Source organism: uncultured Oceanisphaera sp. (genome assembly GCF_947495715.1).
GTDB lineage: Bacteria > Pseudomonadota > Gammaproteobacteria > Enterobacterales > Aeromonadaceae > Oceanimonas > Oceanimonas sediminis.
The window spans coordinates 19,438-43,192 of record NZ_CANLZU010000001.1 but is presented as its reverse complement, the minus strand read 5'-3'; the positions used below and the strand labels follow the sequence as shown (position 1 = coordinate 43,192).

The 23,755-nt window shown below is 59.6% G+C and carries 18 protein-coding genes; 15 read left to right on the top strand and 3 right to left on the bottom strand.

Annotated features, from left to right (window positions below; genetic code table 11):
* Positions 1–175: 175 nt before the first annotated feature.
* The 12 genes from pepB to Q0753_RS00105 all read left to right on the top strand — a co-directional run bounded on the left by pepB (position 176) and on the right by Q0753_RS00105 (position 13,886).
* Entirely contained in the window at positions 176–1,480 is a 1,305-nt protein-coding gene (pepB, locus tag Q0753_RS00160) for an aminopeptidase PepB (RefSeq protein ID WP_298715565.1), read from the top strand.
* A 474-nt stretch (positions 1,481–1,954) separates the two neighbouring features.
* Entirely contained in the window at positions 1,955–2,386 is a 432-nt protein-coding gene (gene ndk / locus Q0753_RS00155; protein ID WP_298715563.1) for a nucleoside-diphosphate kinase, read from the top strand.
* A 185-nt stretch (positions 2,387–2,571) separates the two neighbouring features.
* Positions 2,572–4,092, top strand: a complete 1,521-nt coding sequence (locus tag Q0753_RS00150) for a nucleobase:cation symporter-2 family protein (protein ID WP_298715561.1) — start codon at positions 2,572–2,574, stop codon at positions 4,090–4,092.
* A gap of 203 nt (positions 4,093–4,295) precedes the next feature.
* Positions 4,296–5,414 carry a bifunctional tRNA (adenosine(37)-C2)-methyltransferase TrmG/ribosomal RNA large subunit methyltransferase RlmN gene (locus tag Q0753_RS00145; protein ID WP_298715560.1) on the top strand — a complete coding sequence of 373 codons (1,119 nt, stop codon included), beginning with the start codon at positions 4,296–4,298 and terminating at the stop codon, positions 5,412–5,414.
* Between the two features lie 25 nt (positions 5,415–5,439).
* Complete coding sequence (pilW, locus tag Q0753_RS00140) at positions 5,440–6,219, top strand: type IV pilus biogenesis/stability protein PilW (protein WP_298715558.1); 780 nt, start codon at positions 5,440–5,442, stop codon at positions 6,217–6,219.
* Positions 6,209–7,156 (top strand): RodZ domain-containing protein, encoded by a 948-nt coding sequence (locus Q0753_RS00135; protein WP_298715556.1) that lies wholly within the window; start codon positions 6,209–6,211, stop codon positions 7,154–7,156. Before pilW ends, Q0753_RS00135 begins: the two co-directional genes overlap by 11 nt.
* A gap of 18 nt (positions 7,157–7,174) precedes the next feature.
* Complete coding sequence (gene ispG / locus Q0753_RS00130) at positions 7,175–8,293, top strand: flavodoxin-dependent (E)-4-hydroxy-3-methylbut-2-enyl-diphosphate synthase (RefSeq protein WP_298716061.1); 1,119 nt, start codon at positions 7,175–7,177, stop codon at positions 8,291–8,293.
* A gap of 189 nt (positions 8,294–8,482) precedes the next feature.
* Positions 8,483–9,757, top strand: coding sequence for a histidine--tRNA ligase (hisS, locus tag Q0753_RS00125; RefSeq protein ID WP_298715554.1), 1,275 nt, complete (start codon positions 8,483–8,485; stop codon positions 9,755–9,757).
* On the top strand, positions 9,758–10,402 hold the full coding sequence (locus tag Q0753_RS00120; RefSeq protein ID WP_298715552.1) for a tetratricopeptide repeat protein: 645 nt from the start codon (positions 9,758–9,760) through the stop codon (positions 10,400–10,402). It begins immediately after the preceding gene.
* Between the two features lie 2 nt (positions 10,403–10,404).
* Complete coding sequence (gene bamB, locus Q0753_RS00115) at positions 10,405–11,577, top strand: outer membrane protein assembly factor BamB (protein ID WP_298715550.1); 1,173 nt, start codon at positions 10,405–10,407, stop codon at positions 11,575–11,577.
* A 72-nt stretch (positions 11,578–11,649) separates the two neighbouring features.
* On the top strand, positions 11,650–13,191 hold the full coding sequence (der, locus tag Q0753_RS00110; RefSeq protein ID WP_298715548.1) for a ribosome biogenesis GTPase Der: 1,542 nt from the start codon (positions 11,650–11,652) through the stop codon (positions 13,189–13,191).
* A gap of 254 nt (positions 13,192–13,445) precedes the next feature.
* Positions 13,446–13,886 (top strand): universal stress protein, encoded by a 441-nt coding sequence (locus Q0753_RS00105; protein WP_298715546.1) that lies wholly within the window; start codon positions 13,446–13,448, stop codon positions 13,884–13,886.
* A gap of 65 nt (positions 13,887–13,951) precedes the next feature.
* Here the strand turns inward: Q0753_RS00105 and Q0753_RS00100 are convergent, their stop codons facing one another.
* A complete protein-coding gene (locus tag Q0753_RS00100) occupies positions 13,952–14,104 on the bottom strand; it encodes a hypothetical protein (protein ID WP_298715543.1) in 153 nt (50 codons plus the stop codon).
* Between the two features lie 124 nt (positions 14,105–14,228).
* On the bottom strand, positions 14,229–15,641 hold the full coding sequence (gene mltF, locus Q0753_RS00095; RefSeq protein ID WP_298715541.1) for a membrane-bound lytic murein transglycosylase MltF: 1,413 nt from the start codon (positions 15,639–15,641) through the stop codon (positions 14,229–14,231).
* Positions 15,642–15,831: 190 nt separating this feature from the next.
* Here mltF and purL point away from each other — a divergent pair, with 190 nt between their 5' ends.
* Positions 15,832–19,722, top strand: coding sequence for a phosphoribosylformylglycinamidine synthase (purL, locus tag Q0753_RS00090; RefSeq protein ID WP_298715539.1), 3,891 nt, complete (start codon positions 15,832–15,834; stop codon positions 19,720–19,722).
* Positions 19,723–19,905: 183 nt separating this feature from the next.
* On the top strand, positions 19,906–21,687 hold the full coding sequence (locus tag Q0753_RS00085) for an EAL domain-containing protein (RefSeq protein ID WP_298715537.1): 1,782 nt from the start codon (positions 19,906–19,908) through the stop codon (positions 21,685–21,687).
* On the opposite strand, the gene Q0753_RS00080 is transcribed toward Q0753_RS00085, so the two are convergent.
* Positions 21,660–22,205, bottom strand: coding sequence for a DUF1439 domain-containing protein (locus Q0753_RS00080; protein ID WP_298715536.1), 546 nt, complete (start codon positions 22,203–22,205; stop codon positions 21,660–21,662). The genes Q0753_RS00085 and Q0753_RS00080 overlap by 28 nt on opposite strands.
* A gap of 75 nt (positions 22,206–22,280) precedes the next feature.
* Between Q0753_RS00080 and cls the strand changes: the two genes are divergently transcribed.
* Positions 22,281–23,738: a cardiolipin synthase gene (gene cls, locus Q0753_RS00075; RefSeq protein ID WP_298715534.1), complete on the top strand. Its 1,458-nt coding sequence runs from the start codon at positions 22,281–22,283 to the stop codon at positions 23,736–23,738.
* Positions 23,739–23,755 lie beyond the last annotated feature (17 nt).

Genomic DNA, 23,755 nt, shown 5'->3' with positions numbered 1-23,755 from the left:
TTCAGGCGCCGATTCTTTCGGCGTAAAACCTTCAAGCTTCGCGGAATTGACAAACACAACGCAGCTCCTGTAACTGCGGTTGTGTTACTTACAGCTGACAGCTTATCGCTTTCTTTTGAGCCACAGTTCTTCTGTGGCTTTTTCCGTTTTTCAGTCAACAGAACAAGGAATGATCATGCCTGCAATGATGAAGGTCGTACTCTGTGCCGAAGCCGCTCCTGCGCAATGGGGCGACAAGGCACTGTTGAGTTTTAAGGACGATGAAGCCCGGGTTCATGTACCCAATGCCGCCGAGCAGGAGCGCAAGGCGCAGCAGGCCGGGCGCAAGCTTGATGCCATGGGTATCAAGGCGGTACAACTGAGCGGCGATGGCTGGCAGCTGGAAAGCCGCTGGGCCTTTGCCCTGGGTTTCTATAATGCCCGTGGCGGTCAGCAACTGGAGTGGGGCGAGATGTCCGCCGATGAGCTGGTCGAGCTGGAAGCCCGCAACCTGTCTTCCCGCTGGGTACGGAAGATGATCAATGGCACCCCGGAAGAGGTGTATCCGGCCTTTCTCGCCGCCGAGGCGGGCAAGTTCATTCAATCGCTGGCCCCCGATGCGGTCAGCTATCGCACCTACAGCGGCGAGCAGCTAAAGGATCTGGGTTATGTGGGTATCTATGAAGTCGGCCGGGGCAGCGAGCGTCCGCCGACCCTGCTGGAGCTGGACTTCAACCCGACGGGCGACGCCAATGCGCCGGTTGCCGCGGCGCTGGTGGGCAAGGGCATTACCTTCGACTCCGGCGGTTACAGCCTCAAGTCGTCCGACGGCATGGCGGTGATGAAGTCCGACATGGGCGGCGCCGCCACCGTGACCGGCGCCCTGGCATTGGCCATTCAGCGCGGCCTGCAGCAGCGGGTCAAGCTGTTCCTGTGCTGTGCCGAAAACCTGGTCTCCGGCCATGCTTTCAAGCTGGGTGACATCCTCACCTACAAGAACGGCATCACAGTCGAGATCCTCAACACCGATGCGGAAGGCCGCCTGGTACTGGCCGATGGTCTGCTGGCCGCCGGCGCCACCGGTGCGCCCTTTATCCTGGATGCGGCTACGCTGACCGGCGCCGCCAAGATGGCCCTGGGCCGGGATTACAACGCCGTGTTCAGCATGAACGAGACGCTGGCCCAGAGCACGGTGCAGGCGGCTCGAGCCGAGCATGAGAAAGCCTGGCATCTGCCGCTGGAGCCGTTCCATGTAGGGCAGCTGACCTCGTCGTTTGCCGACATGGCCAACATTCACGGTGGCGAAGGCATGGCCGGCGCCTCTACCGCCGCCGCCTTCCTGTCGCGCTTCGTGCCGGAAAACGGCTGTCAGTGGGTACACATGGACTTGTCCGGTTCTTACCAGAAGTCGGCCAACGATCTGTGGGCGGCCGGTGGCAAGGGCCACGGCGTGCGGACCATCGCCGCCATGCTGGCCCAGATATGCGAAGGTACCGGCTAATACCAAACTGATTAAATAACAGATCTATTTGATTACTCTGCAAAGGTCGGACAAAGGGCCAGCTCCGCCGACACGCCGTGAATACTTCCATGTAGGCTCAGCCGCACCATCCGTGGTGCGGATGGTCGGCTGAGCAGATCCCTTTGTCCTCCCTGATACCGCAGAGTCATCTGTTGGCACTGTCTACAGGCAACTCGAAGCTCAGGAAGAGGCAACAGAGACGACCTCCCACGACCGTGAAATGCCAGGGATGGCATTTCCGAGCCCTCAGGGATGAGTTTATGGAGTGTCGTGGGAGGCGGCTGTATTGCCTCTGAGCAGATCCTTTTTCCCTCGCTGAGACATCAGCGTCGTCTGTTTGTGCTGCCAACTTCGGGGGCAATTAAATTATCCGGCAATGGTGTTAACTTGAGTCGGCTTTACGTATAATTCCGCGCGTTTTATTCTGTCCTATTTATCATTTAAGGAACAAACATGGCTATCGAACGTACTTTTTCCATCATCAAGCCTGATGCCGTAGCAAAGAACCTGATCGGTGCCATCTATCACCGTTTTGAAACTGCCGGCCTGAAAATCGTTGCCGCCAAAATGGTACACCTGAGCCAGGAACAGGCTGAAGGTTTCTACGCCGAGCACAGCGAGCGTCCTTTCTTCAAGGCGCTGGTCAGCTTCATGACTTCCGGCCCGGTAATGGTTCAGGTTCTGGAAGGCGAGAACGCCGTACTGCGTCACCGTGAAATCATGGGCGCCACCAACCCGGCCGACGCCCTGGCCGGTACCCTGCGTGCCGACTATGCCGACAGCATCGACGAAAACGCCGTGCACGGCTCCGATGCCGCCGCTTCTGCCGCGCGCGAAATCGCTTATTTCTTCAGCGACGAAGAACTGTGCCCGCGTACCCGCTAAGGGATAAGGTTCGGTGAATAAAAAAGGAGCTTCGGCTCCTTTTTTTGTGTCCGGCATCCTGCTGTTATGAATTTTTTGTTAATTGTGTACGATTTATCTGTGAAAAATGTTTACATTATTTTTTACATAAATCATTATGTTGATGTGGTTATCGTATACACAATATGAACATGCAGGGAGCAATAATGACTACAAAATCATCGGCCCGTCCTTCACAGGCCCGTCCAGAAGATGAAAACCTCGGTGTTGGTGCCAATATCGCTTACGGTTTTCAGCACGTACTGACCATGTATGGTGGCATTATTGCCGTGCCGCTTATCGTGGGGCAGGCTGCGGGCCTGGGCTCGGCGGAAATCGGCATGTTGATCGCCGCCTCATTGTTTATCGGTGGTATCGCCACCTTGCTGCAAACCATGGGCTTGCCCTTCTTCGGTTGTCAGTTGCCGCTGGTACAGGGTGTGTCCTTCGCCAGCGTGGCGACCATAGTAGCTATCGTGACCTCTGGCGGGGGCCTGCCATCGGTGTTTGGCGCCGTGATTGCCGCTTCGGTGATTGGCTTTCTGATCACCCCCATCTTTTCCAAAATCATCAAATTCTTTCCGCCACTGGTCACCGGGGCGGTCATTACCACCATAGGTCTGACGCTGATGCCGGTGGCGGCGCGCTGGGCCATGGGTGGCAACAGCCGGGCCGAAGACTTCGGCAGCATGACCAACATCGGCCTGGCTGCCATGACGCTGGCCATGGTGCTGGTGCTGAGCAAGCTGGGTAATGCGGCCATCAGCCGTCTGTCCATTCTGCTGGCCATGGTGTTCGGTACCCTGGGGGCCTGGGCCATGGGGCTGGTTGATTTCTCCCGCGTGCTGGACGGCCCGGTGTTTGCCTTTCCGACCCCGTTCCACTTCGGTGCACCGGTGTTTGAAGTGGCGGCCATTATCTCCATGCTGATTGTGGTGCTGGTGATTCTGGTGGAAACCTCGGCCGATATTCTGGCGGTGGGTGACATCATCGACACCAAGGTCGACTCTCGCCGTCTGGGCGATGGCCTGCGCGCCGACATGATTTCCAGTGCCGTGGCGCCGCTGTTCGGCTCTTTCACCCAGAGCGCCTTTGCCCAGAACGTGGGGCTGGTGGCGGTAACCGGCGTCAAGAGCCGTTACGTGGTGGCCTTTGCCGGTCTGATCCTGATGACACTGGGTCTGATGCCCATCATGGGCCGTGTAATTGCCACCGTACCGACTTCCGTCCTGGGTGGCGCCGGTATCGTGTTGTTCGGCACCGTGGCCGCCAGTGGTATTCGCACCCTGGCCAAGGTGAACTATCACAACAACATGAACCTGATTATCGTGGCCACTTCTATCGGTTTCGGCATGTTGCCCATCGCGGCACCTTCTTTCTATCATCACTTCCCGGACTGGTTTGCCACCATCTTCCACTCCGGCATCAGCTCTACCGCCATCATGGCCATACTGTTGAACCTGCTGTTCAACCACGTGAAAGTGGGTAACTCGGACAAACAGTCGGTCTTCTCCGCCGGTACCGAGCGCACCATTCGTCAGGAAGACATTTCCTGCCTGAGCGAAGGGGATTACTTCACCGATGGCAAGCTGTTCGATGCCGACGGTAATGAAGTGACCATCGAGGGCAGCAAGAAAACCCGCTCTTCGGCCAGGATCGACACCAATAAACCGCTCACCGATCACTAAGCCCGGAACGACTCTCTTCCGCCACTCGAAGGAGGAGAGGCGACAGGGGTGAAAGAATCGGTCAGCCACGCCGCCTCGTTATGAGGCGGCGTTTTATTTTGCGGGCTTTCGCAGCGGTCGAAGTGCCACTACTGGCAACCCCATGCTAAATTCTGTACAATTTCGCGCCCTGTGGGCCCTGGTCAGAAAGCGAGAGGCAACCGATGAGTGAAACAAAAATAAACCTGCTGGATCTGGATCGTGATGGCATGCGTGCGTTCTTCAGTGAACTGGGCGAGAAGCCGTTCCGGGCCGATCAGGTGATGAAATGGATTTATCACTTCGGTTGTGACGATTTCGAGCAGATGACCAATATCAACAAGGTGCTGCGCGCCAAGCTGCAGCAGCGGGCCGAGATCCGCGCGCCGGAAATCAGCGTCGAGAAAAAATCCGCCGACGGCACCATCAAGTGGGCCATGCTGGTGGGCGGTCAGGAAGTGGAAACCGTCTATATACCCGATGGCGACCGCGCCACCCTGTGCGTGTCTTCCCAGGTGGGTTGTGCGCTGGATTGCAAATTCTGCTCCACCGCTCAGCAGGGCTTCAACCGTAACCTCAAGGTGTCCGAGATCATCGGCCAGGTATGGCGTGCCGCCAGCCGGGTGGGCTTTGTGCGTGATTCGGGTCGCAAGCCGATCACCAATGTGGTGATGATGGGCATGGGCGAGCCGCTGCTCAACCTGAACAACGTGGTACCGGCGATGAAACTGATGCTGGAAGACTACGGTTTCGGTCTGTCCAAGCGCCGGGTCACCCTGTCTACTTCCGGTGTGGTACCGGCGCTGGACAAGATGGCTGACATGATTGATGTGGCGCTGGCGGTGTCTTTGCACGCTCCCAACGACAAGCTGCGCTCCGAGATCATGCCGATCAACGACAAGTACAATATTGCCGAGTTGATCGCCAGCATTCGTCGTTACCTTGCGGTATCCAACGCCAATCATGGCAAGGTGACCATCGAATACGTGCTGCTTGATCACGTCAACGACGACATGCAGCATGCCCACGAGCTTGCCGAGCTGTTGAAAGACCTGCCCTGCAAGATCAACCTGATTCCGTTCAATCCCTTCCCGGGCAATGATTACGGCAAGCCGAGCAACAGCCGTATCGATCGCTTCAACAAGGTGCTGATGCAATACGGTAACACCGTGACCATTCGCAAGACCCGCGGCGACGACATCGATGCCGCCTGTGGCCAGCTGGTCGGCGATGTGATCGATCGTACCAAGCGCACCATGAAAAAACGGATGCAGGAACAAAGTATATCCGTCACAATGGTTTAAGAAAAAAACCATTGGTGTAAAGGGAATGCGAACGCTTATTCTGTTGCCCGCGCTGCTGATGGGATCCATCTTGAGTGGTTGTGTTCATGAAACCACTTATTTGTCTGATGGACGTCAGTCCCGGGAAGTGATGTTCGCGCCGTCGGAAGCGGCGTTAACTCGAATGAATCTTGGTTTGGCCTACTTGCGGCGCGGAGATACGGAGCAGGCCAAGTTTAATCTTGACCGGGCCCTGACTCAGGATCCGCAGAATGCCGACGTTCACCTTGCTCGCGCCTGGTTTTATCAGTCGGTATCGGATGTTGAACAGGCTGAACACAGTTACCGCCAGGTGCTGAAGCTGGACCCCAACCATGGCGATGGCCTGAACAATTACGGCGTTTTTCTGTGTGGACGGGAACGTTTCGATGACGCGGATGTCATGTTCAGAAGGGCGATAGTGTCACCTGGCTATGTACAGGTGGCAGACAGCTACGAAAATGCGGCCATGTGCGCCATTCGAGGTGGTAAACCAGCGGTTGCTCTCGACTATTTCAGGCTGGCGCTGGAGTACAGTCCGGCCAGATCGAAGGCCCTGCTGGGGATGGCCGAACTGCTGGCAGAGCAGGGGGATAACGGGGATGCACTCGACTATCTTGCCCGCTATCGCAACGAGCATCAGCCCAGTGCACAGAGCTTATGGTTAACAGTGCGTACCGCAGAGGCACAAGGCAGTGTGGCGCAAGCCCGGCTGGCCGGTGCCGAGCTGGTACGGTTATTTCCGGATTCAGAACAGGCCAGGCGATTCTTATCAAATGACTATTAACGAAGCAGATCCGCAGCCTCAGGCTGAAGCAGAATCAGAACCAGTAGTAACAGCTGGCCCCGGCGCCCTGTTGCGTGAAGCGCGAGAAGCCAAGGGGTGGACGCAGGCTGAAGTGGCCCGTCGCCTTAACCTGAGGCTGGCGGTCATCGAGTCTATCGACGGCGATCAATACAAGGCCGGGGTTGCACTTACCTTTTTGCGTGGCTACGTCAAAGCCTATGCCAAGGTGGTGGGGGTCAGTGAACAACAGGCGCTGGCCGCCTTCGATAGCATGAGTGGCATCGAACAGATCAAGGCCTCAGCCCCCATGCAGAGCTTTTCCAGAAAAACCCGGCAGCAGGCCAGCGACAACTGGCTCAAACGGATCAGCTGGCTGGTGCTGCTTGGCTTGATTGGTTCCTTGTTTTACTGGTGGTGGCAGGACAGCGGCTCCAGCTACATGGTACCCAGCTTTGAGCCTGCAACCGAGCAACAGGAGGTGTCGACACCCGAGGCGGATATTCCGGTGGTTGCTCCCCAATTGACGCTTCCTCCCGCCCCGGCGGATGAAATGGATACCACGGCGGAGGTGACGCCGCCTTCTTCGGCGCCGGTTGCGGCAACCGAGAATCAGCCGGCAGACGTTAGCACGCCGGTCGTAGCAGAGACCCTTGAGGCGACTGTCGAGCCGGAAGTCGAAACGCCGGCGGCCGATCCCCGCCTGCTGACCATGCGCTTTACCGACGATTGCTGGATCAAGGTGACCGACAGCCAAGGACGGGTGTTGTCCGAAGGAGTACAAAAGGCCAGCCAGTCGCTTAACCTGGAAGGGGAGCCGCCGTTTCGTCTGACGCTGGGTGCGCCGCAGGCGGCCAGCATCGAGTATATGAACCAGGCGGTGGATATGTCCGCTTTCCGCGCCGGCCGGGTAGCCCGCCTGACCGTACCGAAACCCTGATTAATGCAAGAGTAAATGATGTCCCTACATGAAACCCCCATCGTTCGTCGCCTGTCCAAACAAATTCGCGTTGGCTCTGTGCTGGTGGGGGGAGATGCCCCCATCAGCGTGCAGACCATGACCAATACCCTGACCACGGATGTCGCGGCGACCCTGGCCCAGATTCGGGCGGTAGAAAAGGCCGGTGCCGACATAGTGCGGATCTCGGTACCGACCATGGAGGCGGCCGAGGCTTTCAAGTTGATTCGTGCCGGCACCAGCATGCCGCTGGTGGCCGATATTCATTTTGATTATCGCATCGCCCTGCAAGTGGCCGAATATGGCGCCGATTGTCTGCGTATCAACCCGGGTAACATCGGCCGCGAAGACCGGATTCGGGCGGTGGTGGACTGCGCGCGGGACAAGGGTATTCCCATTCGCATCGGCGTCAACGGCGGCTCGCTGGAAAAGGATCTGCAGGAAAAATACGGCGAGCCCACCCCGGCGGCGCTGGTGGAGTCGGCGCTGCGCCATGTGGAGATTCTGGACCGACTCAACTTCGATCAGTTCAAGGTCAGCGTCAAGGCCTCCGATGTCTTCCTGGCGGTGGGTGCCTATCGGGAGCTGGCGCGTCAGATTGAGCAGCCGTTGCACCTGGGCATCACCGAAGCCGGTGGTTTTCGCAGCGGTGCGGTCAAGTCCGCCATCGGCCTGGGCATGCTGCTGGCCGAAGGCATCGGCGACACCCTGCGCATCTCGCTGGCGGCCGATCCGGTAGAAGAAATCAAGGTCGGTTTTGATATTCTCAAGTCCCTGCGCATTCGCTCCCGGGGCATCAACTTCATCGCCTGTCCGTCCTGCTCCCGTCAGGAATTTGATGTGATCAGCACCGTCAACGAGCTGGAAAGCCGGCTGGAAGACATAGTGGTACCGATGGACGTGTCCATTATCGGCTGCGTGGTCAATGGCCCCGGCGAGGCGCTGATTTCCGATCTCGGTCTGGCCGGGGCCCAGCGCAAGAGCGCCCTCTACGATGGGGGCGAGCGGGTGGGGCGGCTCGACAACACCAGCCTGGTAGACGAGCTGGAAAGCCGTATTCGGGCCAAGGTGGCGATGATGGATCCGGCCGCCCGTATTCCGGTGCAGGGCAAAGACTGAGGCTGGATGAAGAAGCGGACACAACTGCTCTCACGCCGACACGCCGTAAACCCATCCCTGGGGGCTCGGACATGCCATCCATGGCATGTCACGGTCGGCTTAGTGAACAGCTGAATCCGCTTATCAAGCTTTGCGGCACCACCTCTAGCATTCAATTTATTTTAAGCCGTCAACCATAGAGATATTTTCGTGGCCAAACAGATTCAAGCAATTCGTGGAATGAACGACTGCCTGCCGGAACAGACACCGGCCTGGCAACAGGCAGAAACGGTACTGCGTGACCTTATGCGTGCCTATGGTTACGCCGAAGTGCGCATGCCGATCATGGAAGTCACCGGCCTGTTCAAGCGGGCCATCGGCGAAGTGACCGACGTGGTCGAAAAGGAAATGTATACCTTCGACGATCGCAACGGCGACAGCATGACCCTGCGCCCGGAAGGCACCGCCGGTTGTGTGCGCGCCGGTATCGAGCACGGCCTGCTTTACAACCAGGAACGCCGCATGTGGTACATGGGTCCCATGTTCCGCTACGAGCGCCCCCAGAAAGGCCGCTATCGCCAGTTTCATCAATTCGGGGTTGAAGTATTCGGGCTGCAGGGCCCGGACATCGACGCCGAGCTGATCATGCTCACCGCCCGGCTGTGGAAGCAGCTCGGCGTCAGCGAGCATCTGGTACTGCAGTTGAACAGCCTGGGTCAGCCCGAAGAGCGGGCCGAATACCGCCAGGCGCTGGTGGCGTACCTGGAGCAGCATAAAGACCAGCTGGACGAAGACAGCCAGCGCCGACTGTACACCAACCCCCTGCGGGTGCTGGACAGCAAGAACCCGCAGGTTCAGGCGTTGCTGCAGGACGCACCGGTCCTCGGCGACTATTTCGGCGAGCAGACCCGGGCCCACTTCGAGGGGCTGAAGGCGCTGCTGACGTCCGCCGGTATCGACTTCGAAATCAATCCGCGCCTGGTGCGGGGCCTGGACTATTACAACCTGACCGTGTTCGAGTGGGTGACCGAAAGCCTGGGTGCTCAGGGCACCGTCTGTGGCGGCGGCCGTTACGACGGCCTGGTAGAGCAGCTGGGTGGCCAGGCCACGCCGGCGGTGGGCTTCGCCATGGGCATGGAACGACTGGTGCTGCTGCTGGACACCCTCAACCAGATTGAAACACAGCCGGCGCTGGCCGATGTGTATCTGGCGATGATGGGCGACAACAGCCAGGTGGCCGGCTTTGCCCTGGCCGAGCAGTTGCGTGATCAGCTGCCGGGTCTGCGGGTGATGAGCCACTGTGGTGGCGGCAATTTCAAGAAACAGCTGAAGCGGGCCGACAAGAGCGGTGCGGGCATCGCGTTGATCCTGGGTGAAGATGAGATTGCCCGGGGCGAAGTGACGGTCAAGTATCTGCGCGGCCAGGGCGAGCAACAGACGCTGGCGGTGAACGACATGATTGAACAGCTCAAGAAGGGGATCTAAGTGGATATCAACAGCACGGAAGAGCAGCAACTCGAGACCCTTAAACTGTGGTGGCAGGAATATGGCAAGTCCATCATCCTAGGAGCCGTGATAGGCCTGGGTGGCTTGTTTGGCTGGCGTTATTACCAGAGTCATCAGATTGAGACACGCGCCGCCGGCGCCGATGCCTTTGCACAGGTAAGCGAGCAACTGGCCAGCAAAGGCCCGGCGGCGTTCGACGACACCGCGGCCTTTGTCGAGCAGAACCGGGGCAACAGTTATGGCGAGCTGGCAGCCCTGCTGCTGGCGGCCGAAGCGGTCAAGGCCAACAAGCTGGATCTGGCGCAACAACAGCTGGAACTGGCCCTGGCCGGCACCGATGATGCGGCGCTGTCTGACACCATTCGCCTGCGCCTGGCCCGGGTGTTACTGGCACAAAATGAACTGGCCGAGGCCCAGTCCACTCTTGATGCCATCACGGCCGATGCCTTCGCCGCCCAGCGCAGCGAAGTGCAGGGCGACATCCTGATGGCCGAAGGCAAGGGCGACGACGCTCGTGACGCCTATCGCGCGGCGCGGGATGCGGGTGGCCTGAATGATAATCCGGGTCTGCAGCTGAAGCTGGACAATCTGGCGGTCTCTGCCGAGCTGAGTGACGAGGAATGATCATGCATAAACGGTTGACCATGATGTTGCCGCTGGTACTGGGCTTGGGCCTGAGCGCCTGTTCCAGCCAGCCGGAAGTGGCACCGGCAAGTCCCTTGCCCGACATCAACAATACCCTGGATACCGACGCACGCTGGTCGACCTCGGTCGGCAATGGCGTCGGCGACTTTTATTCCCAGCTCAGCCCGGTGGTTGACGGCGAGCGGGTATTTGCCGCCTCCCGCGACGGCGTGCTGGCCGCCTATGCGCGTGACAGCGGTGATCGCGCGTGGCAGCTGCGGCTGGACAAGCTGGATATCAATGAAAACCAGCGCAGCCCGCGTATTTCCGGCGGTCTGACCGCCGCCTACGGCAACCTGTACTTTGGCTCCGAAAACGGCATTGTCTACGCCGTTTCCCAGTCGGACGGCAAGCTGCTGTGGACCCGTGACGTGCCCGGTGAGGTGCTGGCCGCCCCGGCGGTGGACGAGGGCAAGGTGGTGGTGCACACCAGCGCCGGTAATCTGGTGGCGCTGGATGCGGTCAGTGGCGAGCAGCAGTGGCAGTTACGTAACGAGCAGCCCAGCCTGACCCTGCGCAGCATGGCCACCCCGGTCACCACCGGCGGCGCCGTGCTCTACGGCCGGGCCGACGGCCGGCTGGGGATAGCCCTGCTGGCCAATGGTCAGCCGGTGCGCGATACCCGCATTGCCAGCCCTCGCGGTGCCACCGAGCTGGAGCGCATGGTCGATGTGGCGGCAAAACCGGTGATTCTGGGCGATATCCTGTTCACTATCGCTTATAATGGCCAATTGACCGCCCATCAGCTGATTTCGGGCCAGGAATTGTGGAAGCGCCAGTACCAGGGCTCTCAGGATCTGAGCACCGATGGTCGCCAGCTCTATATCAGCGACAGCCGTAGCCACTTGTTTGCAGTGGATGCGCGCAGTGGCATGGAGTTGTGGTCGAATACCGAGCTGGAAAATCGCCAGCTGACGGCCTCGGTGGTGTTCGGTGATTATCTGGTAGCAGGTGACGCCGAAGGTTATCTGTACTGGTTTGATCGTCAAAGTGGCGTGCTCAAGTCCTTGCTGCGTATCGACAGCGAGGGGCTGTATGTGGCGCCTCTCGTGGCCGGCGATACCCTTTATGTGCAAAGCCGCGGCGGCGATCTGGTGGCCATCGGCCAGCCTTGATCCCGGCACAAGTGACACACCGGCTCCTGATCTCGGATCAGGAGCCGTTATTGTTTTTTGGAGACTGATTTTATGATGCCAGTAGTGGCTCTGGTGGGCCGCCCCAATGTGGGCAAATCCACCCTGTTTAACCGCCTGACCCGTACCCGGGACGCGCTGGTGGCGAACTTTCCCGGTCTGACCCGGGACCGAAAATATGGCCAGGCCAAGATTGGCGAGCTGGAATTTATCGTGGTCGACACCGGTGGTATCGACGGCACCGAAGAAGGCATAGAGCTGAAAATGGCCGCGCAGTCACTGGCCGCCATCGACGAAGCGGATGTGGTGCTGTTCATGGTCGATGCCCGCGCCGGCCTGACCTCGGCCGATGAAGCCATTGCCGCCCACCTGCGTCGCTGCCAGAAAGACACCCTTCTGGTGGTGAACAAAACCGACGGTATCGATGCCGACTCTGCCGTCAGTGAATTTTATCAGCTGGGCCTGGGCGAGCTTTATCCCATCGCCGCGACCCATGGCCGGGGCGTGCTGAGCCTGCTGGAAACCGCACTGGCTCCCCAGCTGGAAGAGCGGGCGGCCAAAGAGGAAGCCGAAGCACAGGCCCTGGCCGACGCGCAAGCCGAAGACGACACAGCCGAAACCGGTGAATTCGATTTCGAGCAGGTGGACTTCGACGGCGACGACATCGACAGCGTTATCGCGGCGATGGACAAGATTGACGAAGCACAGGAGGTGCCGTTCGACGATCTGCCCATCAAGCTGGCCATCGTCGGTCGCCCCAATGTGGGCAAGTCGACCCTGACCAACCGTATTCTCGGTGAAGACCGGGTGGTGGTGTACGACATGCCGGGCACCACCCGCGATTCCGTTTACATTCCGATGAAGCGGGACGAGCAGGACTATATACTGATCGATACCGCCGGGGTACGCCGTCGGGGCAGAGTGCATGAAACCGTCGAAAAATTTTCGGTGATCAAAACCCTGAAGGCGATTGAAGACGCCAACGTGGTGTTGCTGGTGCTGGATGCCCGTGAAGGCATTTCCGATCAGGATCTCAGCCTGCTGGGCTTCGTGCTCAACGCCGGTCGCAGCATCGTGCTGGCAGTCAACAAGTGGGATGGCCTGAATGAGGACGTGAAGGACGATATCAAGCGTGAGCTGGATCGCCGCCTCGGCTTTATCGACTTTGCCCGTCTGCACTTCATCTCGGCGCTGCACGGCAGTGGCGTGGGCAACCTGTTCGGCTCCGTGATAGAGGCGTATCAGTCCGCTACCAAGCGGGTCAACACCTCCATGCTGACCCGCATCATGATGATGGCGCAGGAAGATCACCAGCCGCCGCTGGTACGCGGTCGCCGGGTCAAGCTCAAGTACGCCCATGCCGGTGGCTACAACCCGCCGCGCATCATAGTGCACGGCAACCAGGTCAAGGATCTGCCGGAGTCCTACAAGCGTTACCTTATCAACTACTTCCGTCGTTCGCTGCAGGTGATGGGAACGCCGATTCGGGTCGAGTTCAATGAAGGTGCCAACCCGTACGAGGGCATCAAGAACAAGCTGACCGAAACCCAGATGCGCAAACGTAAACGGATGATGCGTTTCAACAAGAAAAAATAATCACTCAAACGCCGGCTCAGCCGGCGTTTTTTTATTGGAAAAAGTGAGGGGATAGGGGTGAGGAGTGAGGTGTAAACAAGCACCGCATGCAGATTGGGCCTTACTCTTCACCCCTCACCCCTCACCCCTCACCCCTCACCCCTCACCCCTCACCCCTCACCCCTCACCCCTCACCCCTCACCCCTCAAGTAAAGTTCTTGGTCTAGTATGGATAGCAGGGGTCAAGGGGCCCTGTATGGATAACAGGAGGTTTTATGTACAGTTCACTGTTGGTGGCCGTGGACGGCTCGGAACATAGCAGAAAAGCGCTGACGCTGGCATGCCATCTGGCGCGTCAGGACGATGCCACGGTACATATTCTGCATGTTCCCGAGGTCTTGCCCCATGAAGCGACCCTGATCTGGGGCATTGGTGCCGTAGCCATCGGAGATGAACTCAAGGAGATGGATGCGGCCGGCAAGAAAGTGCTCGCCGGTGCCGAAGCCGAGGCCCGAAAACTCGGAGTGAAACATCTCCAGACGCATACCGCGCGGGGTGAGCCGGCGCGTGCCATCATGCACGAGGCGAAGGCGCTGGATGTCGATGTGATCGTCATGGGCTGTCGCGGGCTGGGAGATCTGGCGGGCTTGATGATGGGCAGCGTATCTCACAAGGTGAACCACGGTGCCGAGTGCGGGGTGATTACGGTACGTTAATGGCTGTTCTGTGCTGGTTTATGTTCAGGCAGGACAGGGAGTTCATACAGGAAGTGACGGCGGCGTCAGGCCGCCGAGTCGACGTTGATCTGGGTAAGAAAATAGGCATTGTTACGGCGCAGTATTTTACGGCGAACATCCTGCAGCAGTATTTTACGGCGGTGTGACCAGTTGGCCGGCTTGCGCTGTTTAAGCAGGGCGCGTCTTCGTTTCAACATGGTGAATTCCTCTTTAAATCGATACGGGCCGCCGGCGAGGTTATCGGCGCTCGGCGGCATAATATAATGTGGCGTTACAGCACTAAATATCAGGTTGCTGGGCCCGGGTAAAGTGACATTACCGTTAACTTTCCGGTTCTGCCGACGGGCTCTCATGCTGGGCGGTCAGGCCCGGGTCTGTGCCCGGGTTGTCCTGCCACAGCAGGCTCTGGTAATACTGCCGGATATTGTTGACAAACTGCCGTGTTTCCCGGCCGCGGGCATAACCGTAGCGGGTTTTTTTGTACCATCTGGGTTGATGCAGCAACGGCAGACTCTCCTTCACCGCAGTCCAGGAATTCGGATCCTGCTCGCGCAGTCGGGTCAGTCTGCGGGCATCCAGCAAATGGCCCAGACCGATATTATAGGCGGCCATCGCAAACCAGACCCGTTCACTGTCGGGAATGGCATCCGGCAACCGCGCTATCAGCGAGGCAAGATAATGCGCGCCGCCACGAATGCTTTGCTCCGGATCCAGCCGGTCGGAGACACCCACCTGTCTGGCGGTGTCTTCGGTCAGCATCATCATGCCACGCACGCCGGTATAAGAGCGGGCTTCTGGGTCCCAGTGCGACTCCTGGTAGCTGATGGCCGCCAGCAGCCGCCAGTCCAGCTCCCCCGCATAACGTTCGAACAACGGCTGGTAGTTGGGCAGTATGGTTTCCGTTCGGCGCAAAAAAGTGCGGGTATCGACGTAATCGAAGCTCTGCACATGACCGAAATATTTTTCATTCAGTCGCGCCAGGGTGCCGCTTGTCTGTTGCCGGTTGAAAAAAGTCAGCATCCGGCCGAGCAGGCTGTCGTCTGCCCGTCGGTCCAGCACCCAGGCCACCGGTTGCGGCTCACCCAGAGTAAAGGCGGCCTCGATATTGGGATAATAACGCTGGGTGCGAGCCAGCAGAATATCGGCCACCAGGGTATGATCCGCTCCCCCTTCGGCGACCTGACGCAGCAGGTCTTCCGCATCTGTATCCCGGCGGGTTTCCCAGTGCAGTTCCGGTAACTCCCGTTGCAGCTGGTGCAGCGATTCGGCCTGGCTGGAGCCTGCCAGTACCCGGACTTCTCCCTCAATCTGGCTGGGATCCTTCGGCCGGGCGCTGCCCTTGCGATACACCAGCGTCTGGGCGATGTCATAATAGCTGGGGCCAAAGCGATACTGGGCTCGCCGCTGCGGCGTGCTGGTCAGGCCGGCGGCCAGCATGTCGACCTTGCCGGTGTCGAGCAGGCCAAACAGCTCGTCCAGGCTGTAGGCGGGCACCATGGTCAGCTCCACGTCCAGCGAGTCGGCAAATCCCTGTGCCAGCTCGTAATCCAGCCCTTCTTGCTGACCATCGCGCAAAAAGTAATAGAGCGGATGATAGAGGGTACCGACCCGCAAGGTGCCACGGTCCTGAATCTGTTGCTGCTGGGTCTGATTTTTTGGGTGAAGGTCGCAGCCGCTCAGGGTGATTAACCCCAGCAGCAGTGTGGCGTTGAACAGCATCGGCAGTCGGCGCAAAACAAATCCTCATACAAGACGACTGGCATCTTATAGCAGAAGTTAACCGTCTCGTCAGGCAAGAGCTGTCTTTTCGGGCAACTTTGCGGAACAAACGACGGGAAATGGGCGTCGACAGAGCAGGGGGGTAAACCTATAATACCGCCAATTTCTCAACCCCCCATTCACTCACGCTTTGAGAACTGCCACTATGGAAATACTGAGAGGCTCACCGGCCTTATCCGGTTTCAGAACCCGGGCCCTGGTTCGCCGCGCCCAGCAGCAGAAGCTGCCGCTGGCTGCCATTGAAACCGAGTATGTGCACTTTGTTGCGCTGAACGCCAACCTCGAGGCCGACAGTCGACAAACCCTGAGCCAGCTGCTCGACAGCCCCGCTCGGGGCGTTACCCCTGCCGCCGGCAGCCTGCTGGTGGTGGTTACTCCCCGTCCCGGCACCCTGTCTCCCTGGTCTACTAAAGCCACCGATATTGCGCGTAACTGCGGCCTGACCCAGGTCAAGCGTATCGAGCGCGGCATCTGCTATTACCTGAGCTTCGAGCGCACTCCGAGTGCCGCCGAACTGACGGCGGTGTCGGCCATGCTGCACGATCGCATGACCGAAGTGACCCTGGATGCGCCGGAAGATGCCAGCTGCCTGTTTGCCGAAGCCGAGCCGGCACCGGTGACGGCGGTAGACATCCTGACCGGTGGTCGTGACGCCCTGGCCGAGGCCAACCTGCGATTGGGTCTGGCACTGGCCGAAGACGAAATCGATTATCTGTATGACGGCTTTACCGCCCTGGGCCGTAATCCCAACGATATCGAACTCTACATGTTCGCTCAGGCCAACTCGGAGCATTGTCGGCACAAGATTTTCAACGCCGACTGGACCATCGACGGCGTCGAACAGCCCAAGTCGCTGTTCAAGATGATCAAGAACACCTTCGAGCAGACGCCCGAGCATGTGCTGTCTGCCTATAAAGACAACGCGGCGGTGATGACCGGCTCACCCGCCGGGCGTTTCTTCGCCAGCGCCGAGTCCGGTGAATATCGCTACCATCAGGAAGACATTCATATTCTGATGAAGGTGGAAACCCACAACCACCCCACCGCCATTTCGCCTTATGCGGGTGCGGCCACCGGCTCCGGTGGCGAAATTCGCGACGAAGGCGCCACCGGCCGTGGCTCCAAGCCCAAGGCCGGCCTGGTCGGCTTCAGCGTGTCCAACCTCAAGATACCGGGCTATGCTCGTCCCTGGGAGCAGGACTTCGGCAAGCCGGAACGTATCGTCAGCCCGCTCGATATCATGATCGACGGTCCGCTGGGCGGCGCCGCCTTCAACAACGAATTCGGCCGTCCGGCCCTGCTCGGCTACTTCCGTACCTTTGAAGAAAAGGTGTCCAGCTTCAACGGCGAAGAAGTGCGCGGCTATCACAAGCCGATCATGCTGGCCGGTGGTCTGGGCAACATTCGTGGCGAACACGTACAGAAAGGCGAAATCACCGTCGGTGCCAAGCTGGTGGTGCTGGGTGGCCCGGCGATGAACATCGGCCTGGGCGGCGGTGCCGCTTCCTCCATGGCCTCCGGCCAGTCGTGCGAAAACCTGGACTTTGCCTCGGTACAGCGAGACAACCCGGAAATGGAACGCCGCTGTCAGGAAGTCATCGATCGTTGCTGGGGCATGGGCGAAAACAACCCCATTCAGTTTATCCACGATGTGGGCGCGGGCGGTTTGTCCAACGCCATGCCCGAGCTGGTTAACGACGGCGGCCGTGGCGGACGTTTCGATCTGCGCAGTGTTCCCAACGACGAGCCGGGCATGAGCCCGCTGCAAATCTGGTGTAACGAGTCCCAGGAACGTTACGTGATGTCGGTGGCGAACGATCGCATGGCCGAGTTTGAAGCCATCTGTCGCCGCGAGCGGGCACCCTTTGCCGTGGTCGGTGAAGCCACTGCCGAGCCGCACCTGAGCCTGCACGACAGCCACTTCGACAATCAGCCTATCGACATGCCGCTGGAAGTGCTGCTGGGCAAGGCGCCCAAGATGCAGCGTGACGTGACCAAGGCCCAGCACCGAAGCCCGGCGCTGGAGCTGAGCGGTATCGAGCTCAAGGAAGCGGCCGAGCGGGTCATGACCCTGCCGACCGTGGCCGACAAGGGCTTTCTGATCACCATCGGCGACCGTACCGTGACCGGTCTGGTGGCGCGGGATCAGATGGTGGGCCCCTGGCAGGTGCCGGTCGCCGACTGTGCCGTGACTGCCGCGGCCTTCGACACCTACGCCGGTGAGGCCATGTCGATGGGCGAGCGCGCCCCGGTGGCCCTGCTCGACTACGCCGCCTCGGCCCGGCTGGCGGTGGCGGAAGCCATCACCAACATCGCCGCGACCGACATCGGCGAGCTCAAGCACATCAAGCTGTCTGCCAACTGGATGTCTGCCGCCGGCCACCCCGGTGAAGACGCCGGCCTGTATGAAGCGGTCAAGGCCGTGGGCGAAGAGCTGTGCCCCGAGCTGGAACTGACCATACCGGTGGGCAAAGACTCCATGTCGATGAAAACCGGCTGGCAGGAAAACGGTGAAGACAAGACGGTCACCTCTCCGCTGTCGCTGGTGATCACCGCCTTCGCCAGGGTCAACGACGTGCGTGCCACCGTCACCCCCTGGTTGCGTACCGATCTGGGCGATACCGACCTGATCCTGGTTGACCTGGGCAACGGCAAGAACCGTCTGGGTGCATCGGCTTTGGCCCAGGTATATCGTCAGCTGGGTGATCAGCCCGCCGACCTGGACAGCCCGGAAGCGCTGAAAGGCTTTTTCTATGCCATTCAGGCGCTGCTGGCCGAAAGCAAGCTGCTGGCCTACCACGACAAGGGCGATGGCGGTCTGTTCGCGACCCTGGCGGAAATGGCCTTCGCCGGTAACATCGGCCTGGATGTCGAGCTGGATCTGCTGGGGGCCGATCAGCTGGCGGCCCTGTTCAACGAAGAACTGGGTGCCGTGCTGCAGGTGCGTCGCGAAGACAAGGAAGCGGTGCTGACCTGTCTGGCCGGTCATGGCCTGGCTGCCTGCAGCCATGTCATCGGTCAGCCGAATCAGGACGATCAGCTGCGCTTCTTCTTCGCCGGTGAAGAAGTCTATGCCGAGTCTCGCACCGAGCTGCGCCGCCTGTGGTCCGAAACCAGCTACCGTATGCAGTCGCTGCGTGACAACCCGGACTGCGCCCAGAGCGAGTTCGAGGCCAAGCTGGAAGCGGATAACCCCGGCCTGTCGGTGTCGCTCAGCTTCGATCCCAAGGAAGATATCGCCGCGCCCTTTATTGCCAAGGGCGAGCATCCGCGCATGGCCATACTGCGCGAGCAGGGCGTCAATTCCCACGTGGAGATGGCCGCCGCCTTCGATCGTGCCGGCTTTGCCGCCGTCGACGTGCACATGAGCGACCTGCAAAGCGGTCGCTATCGTCTGGACGAGTTTGCCGGCATGGTCGCCTGTGGTGGCTTCTCGTACGGTGACGTGCTGGGCGCCGGCGGTGGCTGGGCCAAGTCGGTGTTGTTCAACGAGGCGCTGCGGGCGCAATTTGAAGCCTTCTTTGCCCGTGAAGACAGCTTCGCCCTCGGTGTGTGCAACGGTTGTCAGATGTTGTCGCGGCTGCGGGATCTGATCCCCGGTGCGGCGCACTGGCCGGACTTTGTACGCAATACCTCCGAGCGTTTCGAAGCCCGCTTCAGCCTGGTGGAAGTGCAGGAGTCGCCCAGCCTGTTCCTGTCCGGCATGGCCGGCTCTCGCCTGCCCATCGCCGTGTCTCACGGCGAAGGCCGGGTGCAGACCCTCAATGCCGACATCAACGCCATCGAGGCCAGCGGTACCGTGGCCCTGCGTTTCGTGGACCACCACGGCCAGGCTACCGAGCGTTATCCGTTCAACCCCAACGGCTCTGCCAACGGCATTACCGGCCTGACCAGTCAGGACGGTCGGGTCACCATCATGATGCCGCACCCGGAGCGGGTGTTCCGCACCGTGGCCAACTCCTGGCACCCGGATGGCTGGGGCGAAGACGGCGGCTGGATGCGCATCTTCCGCAACGCCCGTAAAAATCTCGGTTAAATTTGCAACTTGCTTCCAATAATAAAAAGCCCGCAGCGATGCGGGCTTTTTATTTCTCAAGTGAGTCTGTAATATGACTGCACCCGAAAAAAACACTTCATACACCGCCTCGGAGTGCCAGTCATCGGGCAATGAACGGCAGAGGCCGTTTTCATTTACTCGTTCAATTATCTGAGTACCGACATGGATGACACTTTGTTATTGACCACGCTGAACGCCGGAGTCCGGGCCGGCAGCGAAAGCGTGCAGGAACGGGCCGCGACCTCGCTGAATCTGACTCGGCAGATCATGCATCATACCCGTGAAGGCATAGTGCTGATGGACGCCCGCGGCCGGGTGCTGGAAGTGAACCCGGCCTTCTGTCGGCTCAGCGAGCTGGATGCGGCCGATATTGAAGGGCGCCATCTCACCCGGATCAACGAGTCGCTGCACGGGCGCCGCTACTATCAGGACATCTGGCTGCGGCTGCAACAGCAGGGAGACTGGCAGGGCGAGGTACAGCATCATAACCGTGACGGCCAGCTGGTAACCCACTGGCTGATACTGCGGCTGGTCAGAAATCATGACGGGCGGATCGTCTACATCATCGGCATTCTCGACGATATCAGCCAGCTCAGACAATCCGAAGACCAGCTCAGTTACCTGGCCCATCACGACGCCCTGACCGATACCGCCAACCGCACCTTTTTGCTGAGCTGGTTCGACGAGGTGACGGCGGCGCTTGCGCCACAGGAAACCTTGTCATTGTTGTTTATCGATCTGGATCGCTTCAAGCCGATTAACGACAGCTTCGGCCATGGAGTGGGGGATGAGGTGCTCAAGGTGCTGGCGGCCCGGCTGCAAACCCGGATTGAGGCCAATGAAATGGTGGCCCGTATCGGCGGTGACGAGTTTGTGATGATCTGGCGCGGTACCATGACCAGAACGGAGCTGATGACCAGAGCCACGAGCTTGCTGGAGCAGATCCAGCGGCCGGTGCTGGTGGGCGGTTATGAGCTGAGCGTGGGCGCCAGCATCGGTATCAGTTTTTACCCCGAGCACGGGCGCGATATCGATACCCTGCTGCGTTATGCGGATACCGCCATGTATCAGGCCAAACGCTATGGCAGCACCAAGATCTGCCTGTTTGACGGTGTTCAACTCTCTTATCTGGAGCAACAGCAGCGGTTGACGACCGAATTTCATCGGGCACTCGAGGAGCACCAGTTATTTCTGGAATATCAGCCGACCCTGGCAACGAATGACCACCGGCTGGTCAGTGTCGAGGCGCTGTTGCGCTGGCGTCACCCCGAGCTGGGCGTTTTGTATCCGGATCAATTTCTGTCGGCGGTCAAGGCGGCCGGGCTGCTGCTGCCGCTGGCCGAGTGGGTCTTTACCGAGGCGGCTCGACAAGTTGGCCTTTGGCAGCAACAGCACCACTGGCAGGGGCGAGTCAGCATCAATCTGAGTGGCCTGGAGCTGGAACAACAAAAAGTAGGTCGCTTACTGGCGCTGCTGCAACGCCACGGGGTGGCTCCCGAGCATTTCATACTGGAGTTGTGCGGCGATTTCATGATGCGCCGCAGCGAGTCGCTGACCGGCATGCTCAACGGCCTGAGAGACGCCGGTATCAAGGTGTTTCTGAATAATGTGGGCAGAGGGCGCTTCAACTTCAGCAAGCTCGGGCAACTACCGATAGATGGTATCAAGCTGGATCACAGCCTGCTGACGGAGAGTTTTGACAGCCTGGATCGCTCGGTTATTCGCTCGTTACTCTTGTTGTCCCGGACGCTGGGCATCGGGGTGGTCGCCTGTGGCGTCGAGCATGAGGAACAGATGCGGTTTCTGCGCCAGTACGGCTGTGACGCGGTTCAGGGGCGACTGCTGGCGTCTCCGGTAGGCCCGCACGAACTGGACGCCTTTATCGCCGCCAGTGGCGCGGTGGATGCGGGTGGTGACTATTCTATTCCGCGCAATGACAGCTGACCCGGGGCTATCTCCAGGCTCAGCACCCTGTCTTTCAGCTGGCGCTGCAGGGGATCGGTGTCATCCAGGGTGTAGACCGGGTACTGGGACAGATAACTCGCGAGTCCCTGCAGCAGCAAGGGCAGCATCATGCTGGCCTGAGGCGAGCTGGTCTGCTGATTCAGCCGATAGCTCAGCAGCTGGAATTCATCCAGAAACAAGGCACCCTGCTCGCTGTCGTAGCGGGGGCGGGCACTGAAGTCACCCTCTATATCCCAGTGACTGCGTTGCTGACCCTGCTGCATCGACAGTATTCCCTGCCCCTGTACTCTGGCCTTGTCCGCTTCCTGTCGGCCCAGCTCGACACTGAGCTGTTTCAGCTCAATCCCCGCCGATAGCCAGGAGCCGAGAGAAACCGGAAACTCCTTGCCAAGCTGCTGGTTCAACTGCTGATTGAGTTGTTGCTCGGTCAGGATCAGACTTTGTGCCCAGGACAGGCCGCTGATGCCGAAAGTGATTAAAAAAACTATAATTTTCATCAGTCTGTATCCCTTTCTCGATTTTCTGTACCTTAATCAGTCTGCACCGTCCCGCTTTAGAGGAGCAAGGCATTTTTGAGTGATTATATCTATACCGCCCTGGGTTGGCTGCTGTTTGCGGCGCACACCAGCCTGGTAATAGGGGTGACGCTCAGGGTCATCATGAAGCGTCGTCCGGTCGGTGTCTCTCTGGCCTGGCTGGCGCTGATCTATGCCATTCCCATTCTGGGGGTGGCAACCTATATTCTGTTTGGCGAAGTACGGCTGGGTCGCAAGCGGGCAGACAGGGCCAAGGCCATGTATCGGCCCTATGCGGACTGGATCAACGTGCTGGTGGCGCGCTTTCCCGGCCAGAAGTTTGAGGTCAGCGATCCGGCCCGGCCCATTTATGAGCTGGTCAAGGCACGGCTTAACATGCCGATGCTGAGCGGCAATGGCATGACGCTGCTGCAGCAGCCGGATGAAATACTGTCGACCTTGCAGGCCGATATTCGGGCGGCGCGCAGTTCCTGTTATCTCGAATACTATATCTGGTATGCGGGGGGGCGAGCCGACGATATTGCCTTCGAGCTGATGAATGCGGCCCGTCGGGGGCTGGACTGCCGGCTGTTGCTGGACTCGGTCGGCAGCGCCGATTTTTTTCGAAGTTCCTGGCCGCGGCGATTGCGGGAAGCGGGCGTCAAGGTGATAGAGGTGCTGCCGGTGGGCACCTTCCGCTTGCTGTTCGAGCGTCAGGATCTGCGCATGCACCGCAAGCTGGTGGTGATTGATGACGATATTGCCTACACCGGCTCCATGAACCTGGTGGATCCGGCCTGCTTTAAACAACACGCGGGCGTGGGGCAATGGGTCGACATCATGCTGCGCATCCGTGGGCCCATAGTGCCCATCTTCTGGTCGCTGTTCGTGTGGGACTGGGAAATGGAAACCGGCGAGCGGCTGCTGGAGCAGCTGGAATATCACCCTATCAGCTGTCTGGACAACCAGCTCAAGCTGCAGCTGCTGCCTTCGGGTCCCTTCATGGGCGGCGATGCCATTCAGCAGAGTCTGCTGACCGCCATCTATCAGGCCCGGCGACGACTGGTGCTGATTACCCCTTACTTCGTGCCCGACGATGCGCTGGTGGCGGCCCTGTGCTCGGCGGCGGATCGCGGGGTAGAAGTGCAACTGGTACTGCCGGCCAGGAACGACTCGCGCATGGTCAACTATGCCTGCAATGCCTTCTTCGACGAGTTGCTGCAGGCGGGCGTGGAAATTCACCTGTACGGCGCCGGCCTGCTGCATACCAAGTGTGTGCTGGTGGATCATCAGTTTGCACTGGTGGGCACGGTGAACCTGGACAAGCGCAGCCTGTGGCTGAATTTCGAAATGACGCTGCTGGTGGACGATGGTGCGGCGATGGGGGAGTTGCTGCAGTTGGCAGACAGTTACCTGAGCGATGCCCAGCCGGTCTCCTGGCTGGAGTGGCGCCAGCGGCCGCTGCGCCGTCGGGTGGCGGAAAACCTGTTCTACCTGTTGAGCCCGCTGCTGTAACGGTAATGTGAGGGGTA

What these genes read in the sequence shown, in the direction of transcription:
- pepB (WP_298715565.1), top strand. Translation starts at nt 176, where the DNA reads ATGCCTGCAATGATGAAGGTCGTACTCTGTGCCGAAGCCGCTCCTGCG.
- ndk (WP_298715563.1), top strand. Translation starts at nt 1,955, where the DNA reads ATGGCTATCGAACGTACTTTTTCCATCATCAAGCCTGATGCCGTAGCA.
- Q0753_RS00150 (WP_298715561.1), top strand. Translation starts at nt 2,572, where the DNA reads ATGACTACAAAATCATCGGCCCGTCCTTCACAGGCCCGTCCAGAAGAT.
- Q0753_RS00145 (WP_298715560.1), top strand. Translation starts at nt 4,296, where the DNA reads ATGAGTGAAACAAAAATAAACCTGCTGGATCTGGATCGTGATGGCATG.
- pilW (WP_298715558.1), top strand. Translation starts at nt 5,440, where the DNA reads ATGCGAACGCTTATTCTGTTGCCCGCGCTGCTGATGGGATCCATCTTG.
- Q0753_RS00135 (WP_298715556.1), top strand. Translation starts at nt 6,209, where the DNA reads ATGACTATTAACGAAGCAGATCCGCAGCCTCAGGCTGAAGCAGAATCA.
- ispG (WP_298716061.1), top strand. Translation starts at nt 7,175, where the DNA reads ATGTCCCTACATGAAACCCCCATCGTTCGTCGCCTGTCCAAACAAATT.
- bamB (WP_298715550.1), top strand. Translation starts at nt 10,405, where the DNA reads ATGCATAAACGGTTGACCATGATGTTGCCGCTGGTACTGGGCTTGGGC.
- der (WP_298715548.1), top strand. Translation starts at nt 11,650, where the DNA reads ATGATGCCAGTAGTGGCTCTGGTGGGCCGCCCCAATGTGGGCAAATCC.
- Q0753_RS00105 (WP_298715546.1), top strand. Translation starts at nt 13,446, where the DNA reads ATGTACAGTTCACTGTTGGTGGCCGTGGACGGCTCGGAACATAGCAGA.
- Q0753_RS00100 (WP_298715543.1), bottom strand. Translation starts at nt 14,104, where the DNA reads ATGTTGAAACGAAGACGCGCCCTGCTTAAACAGCGCAAGCCGGCCAAC.
- purL (WP_298715539.1), top strand. Translation starts at nt 15,832, where the DNA reads ATGGAAATACTGAGAGGCTCACCGGCCTTATCCGGTTTCAGAACCCGG.
- Q0753_RS00085 (WP_298715537.1), top strand. Translation starts at nt 19,906, where the DNA reads ATGGATGACACTTTGTTATTGACCACGCTGAACGCCGGAGTCCGGGCC.
- Q0753_RS00080 (WP_298715536.1), bottom strand. Translation starts at nt 22,205, where the DNA reads ATGAAAATTATAGTTTTTTTAATCACTTTCGGCATCAGCGGCCTGTCC.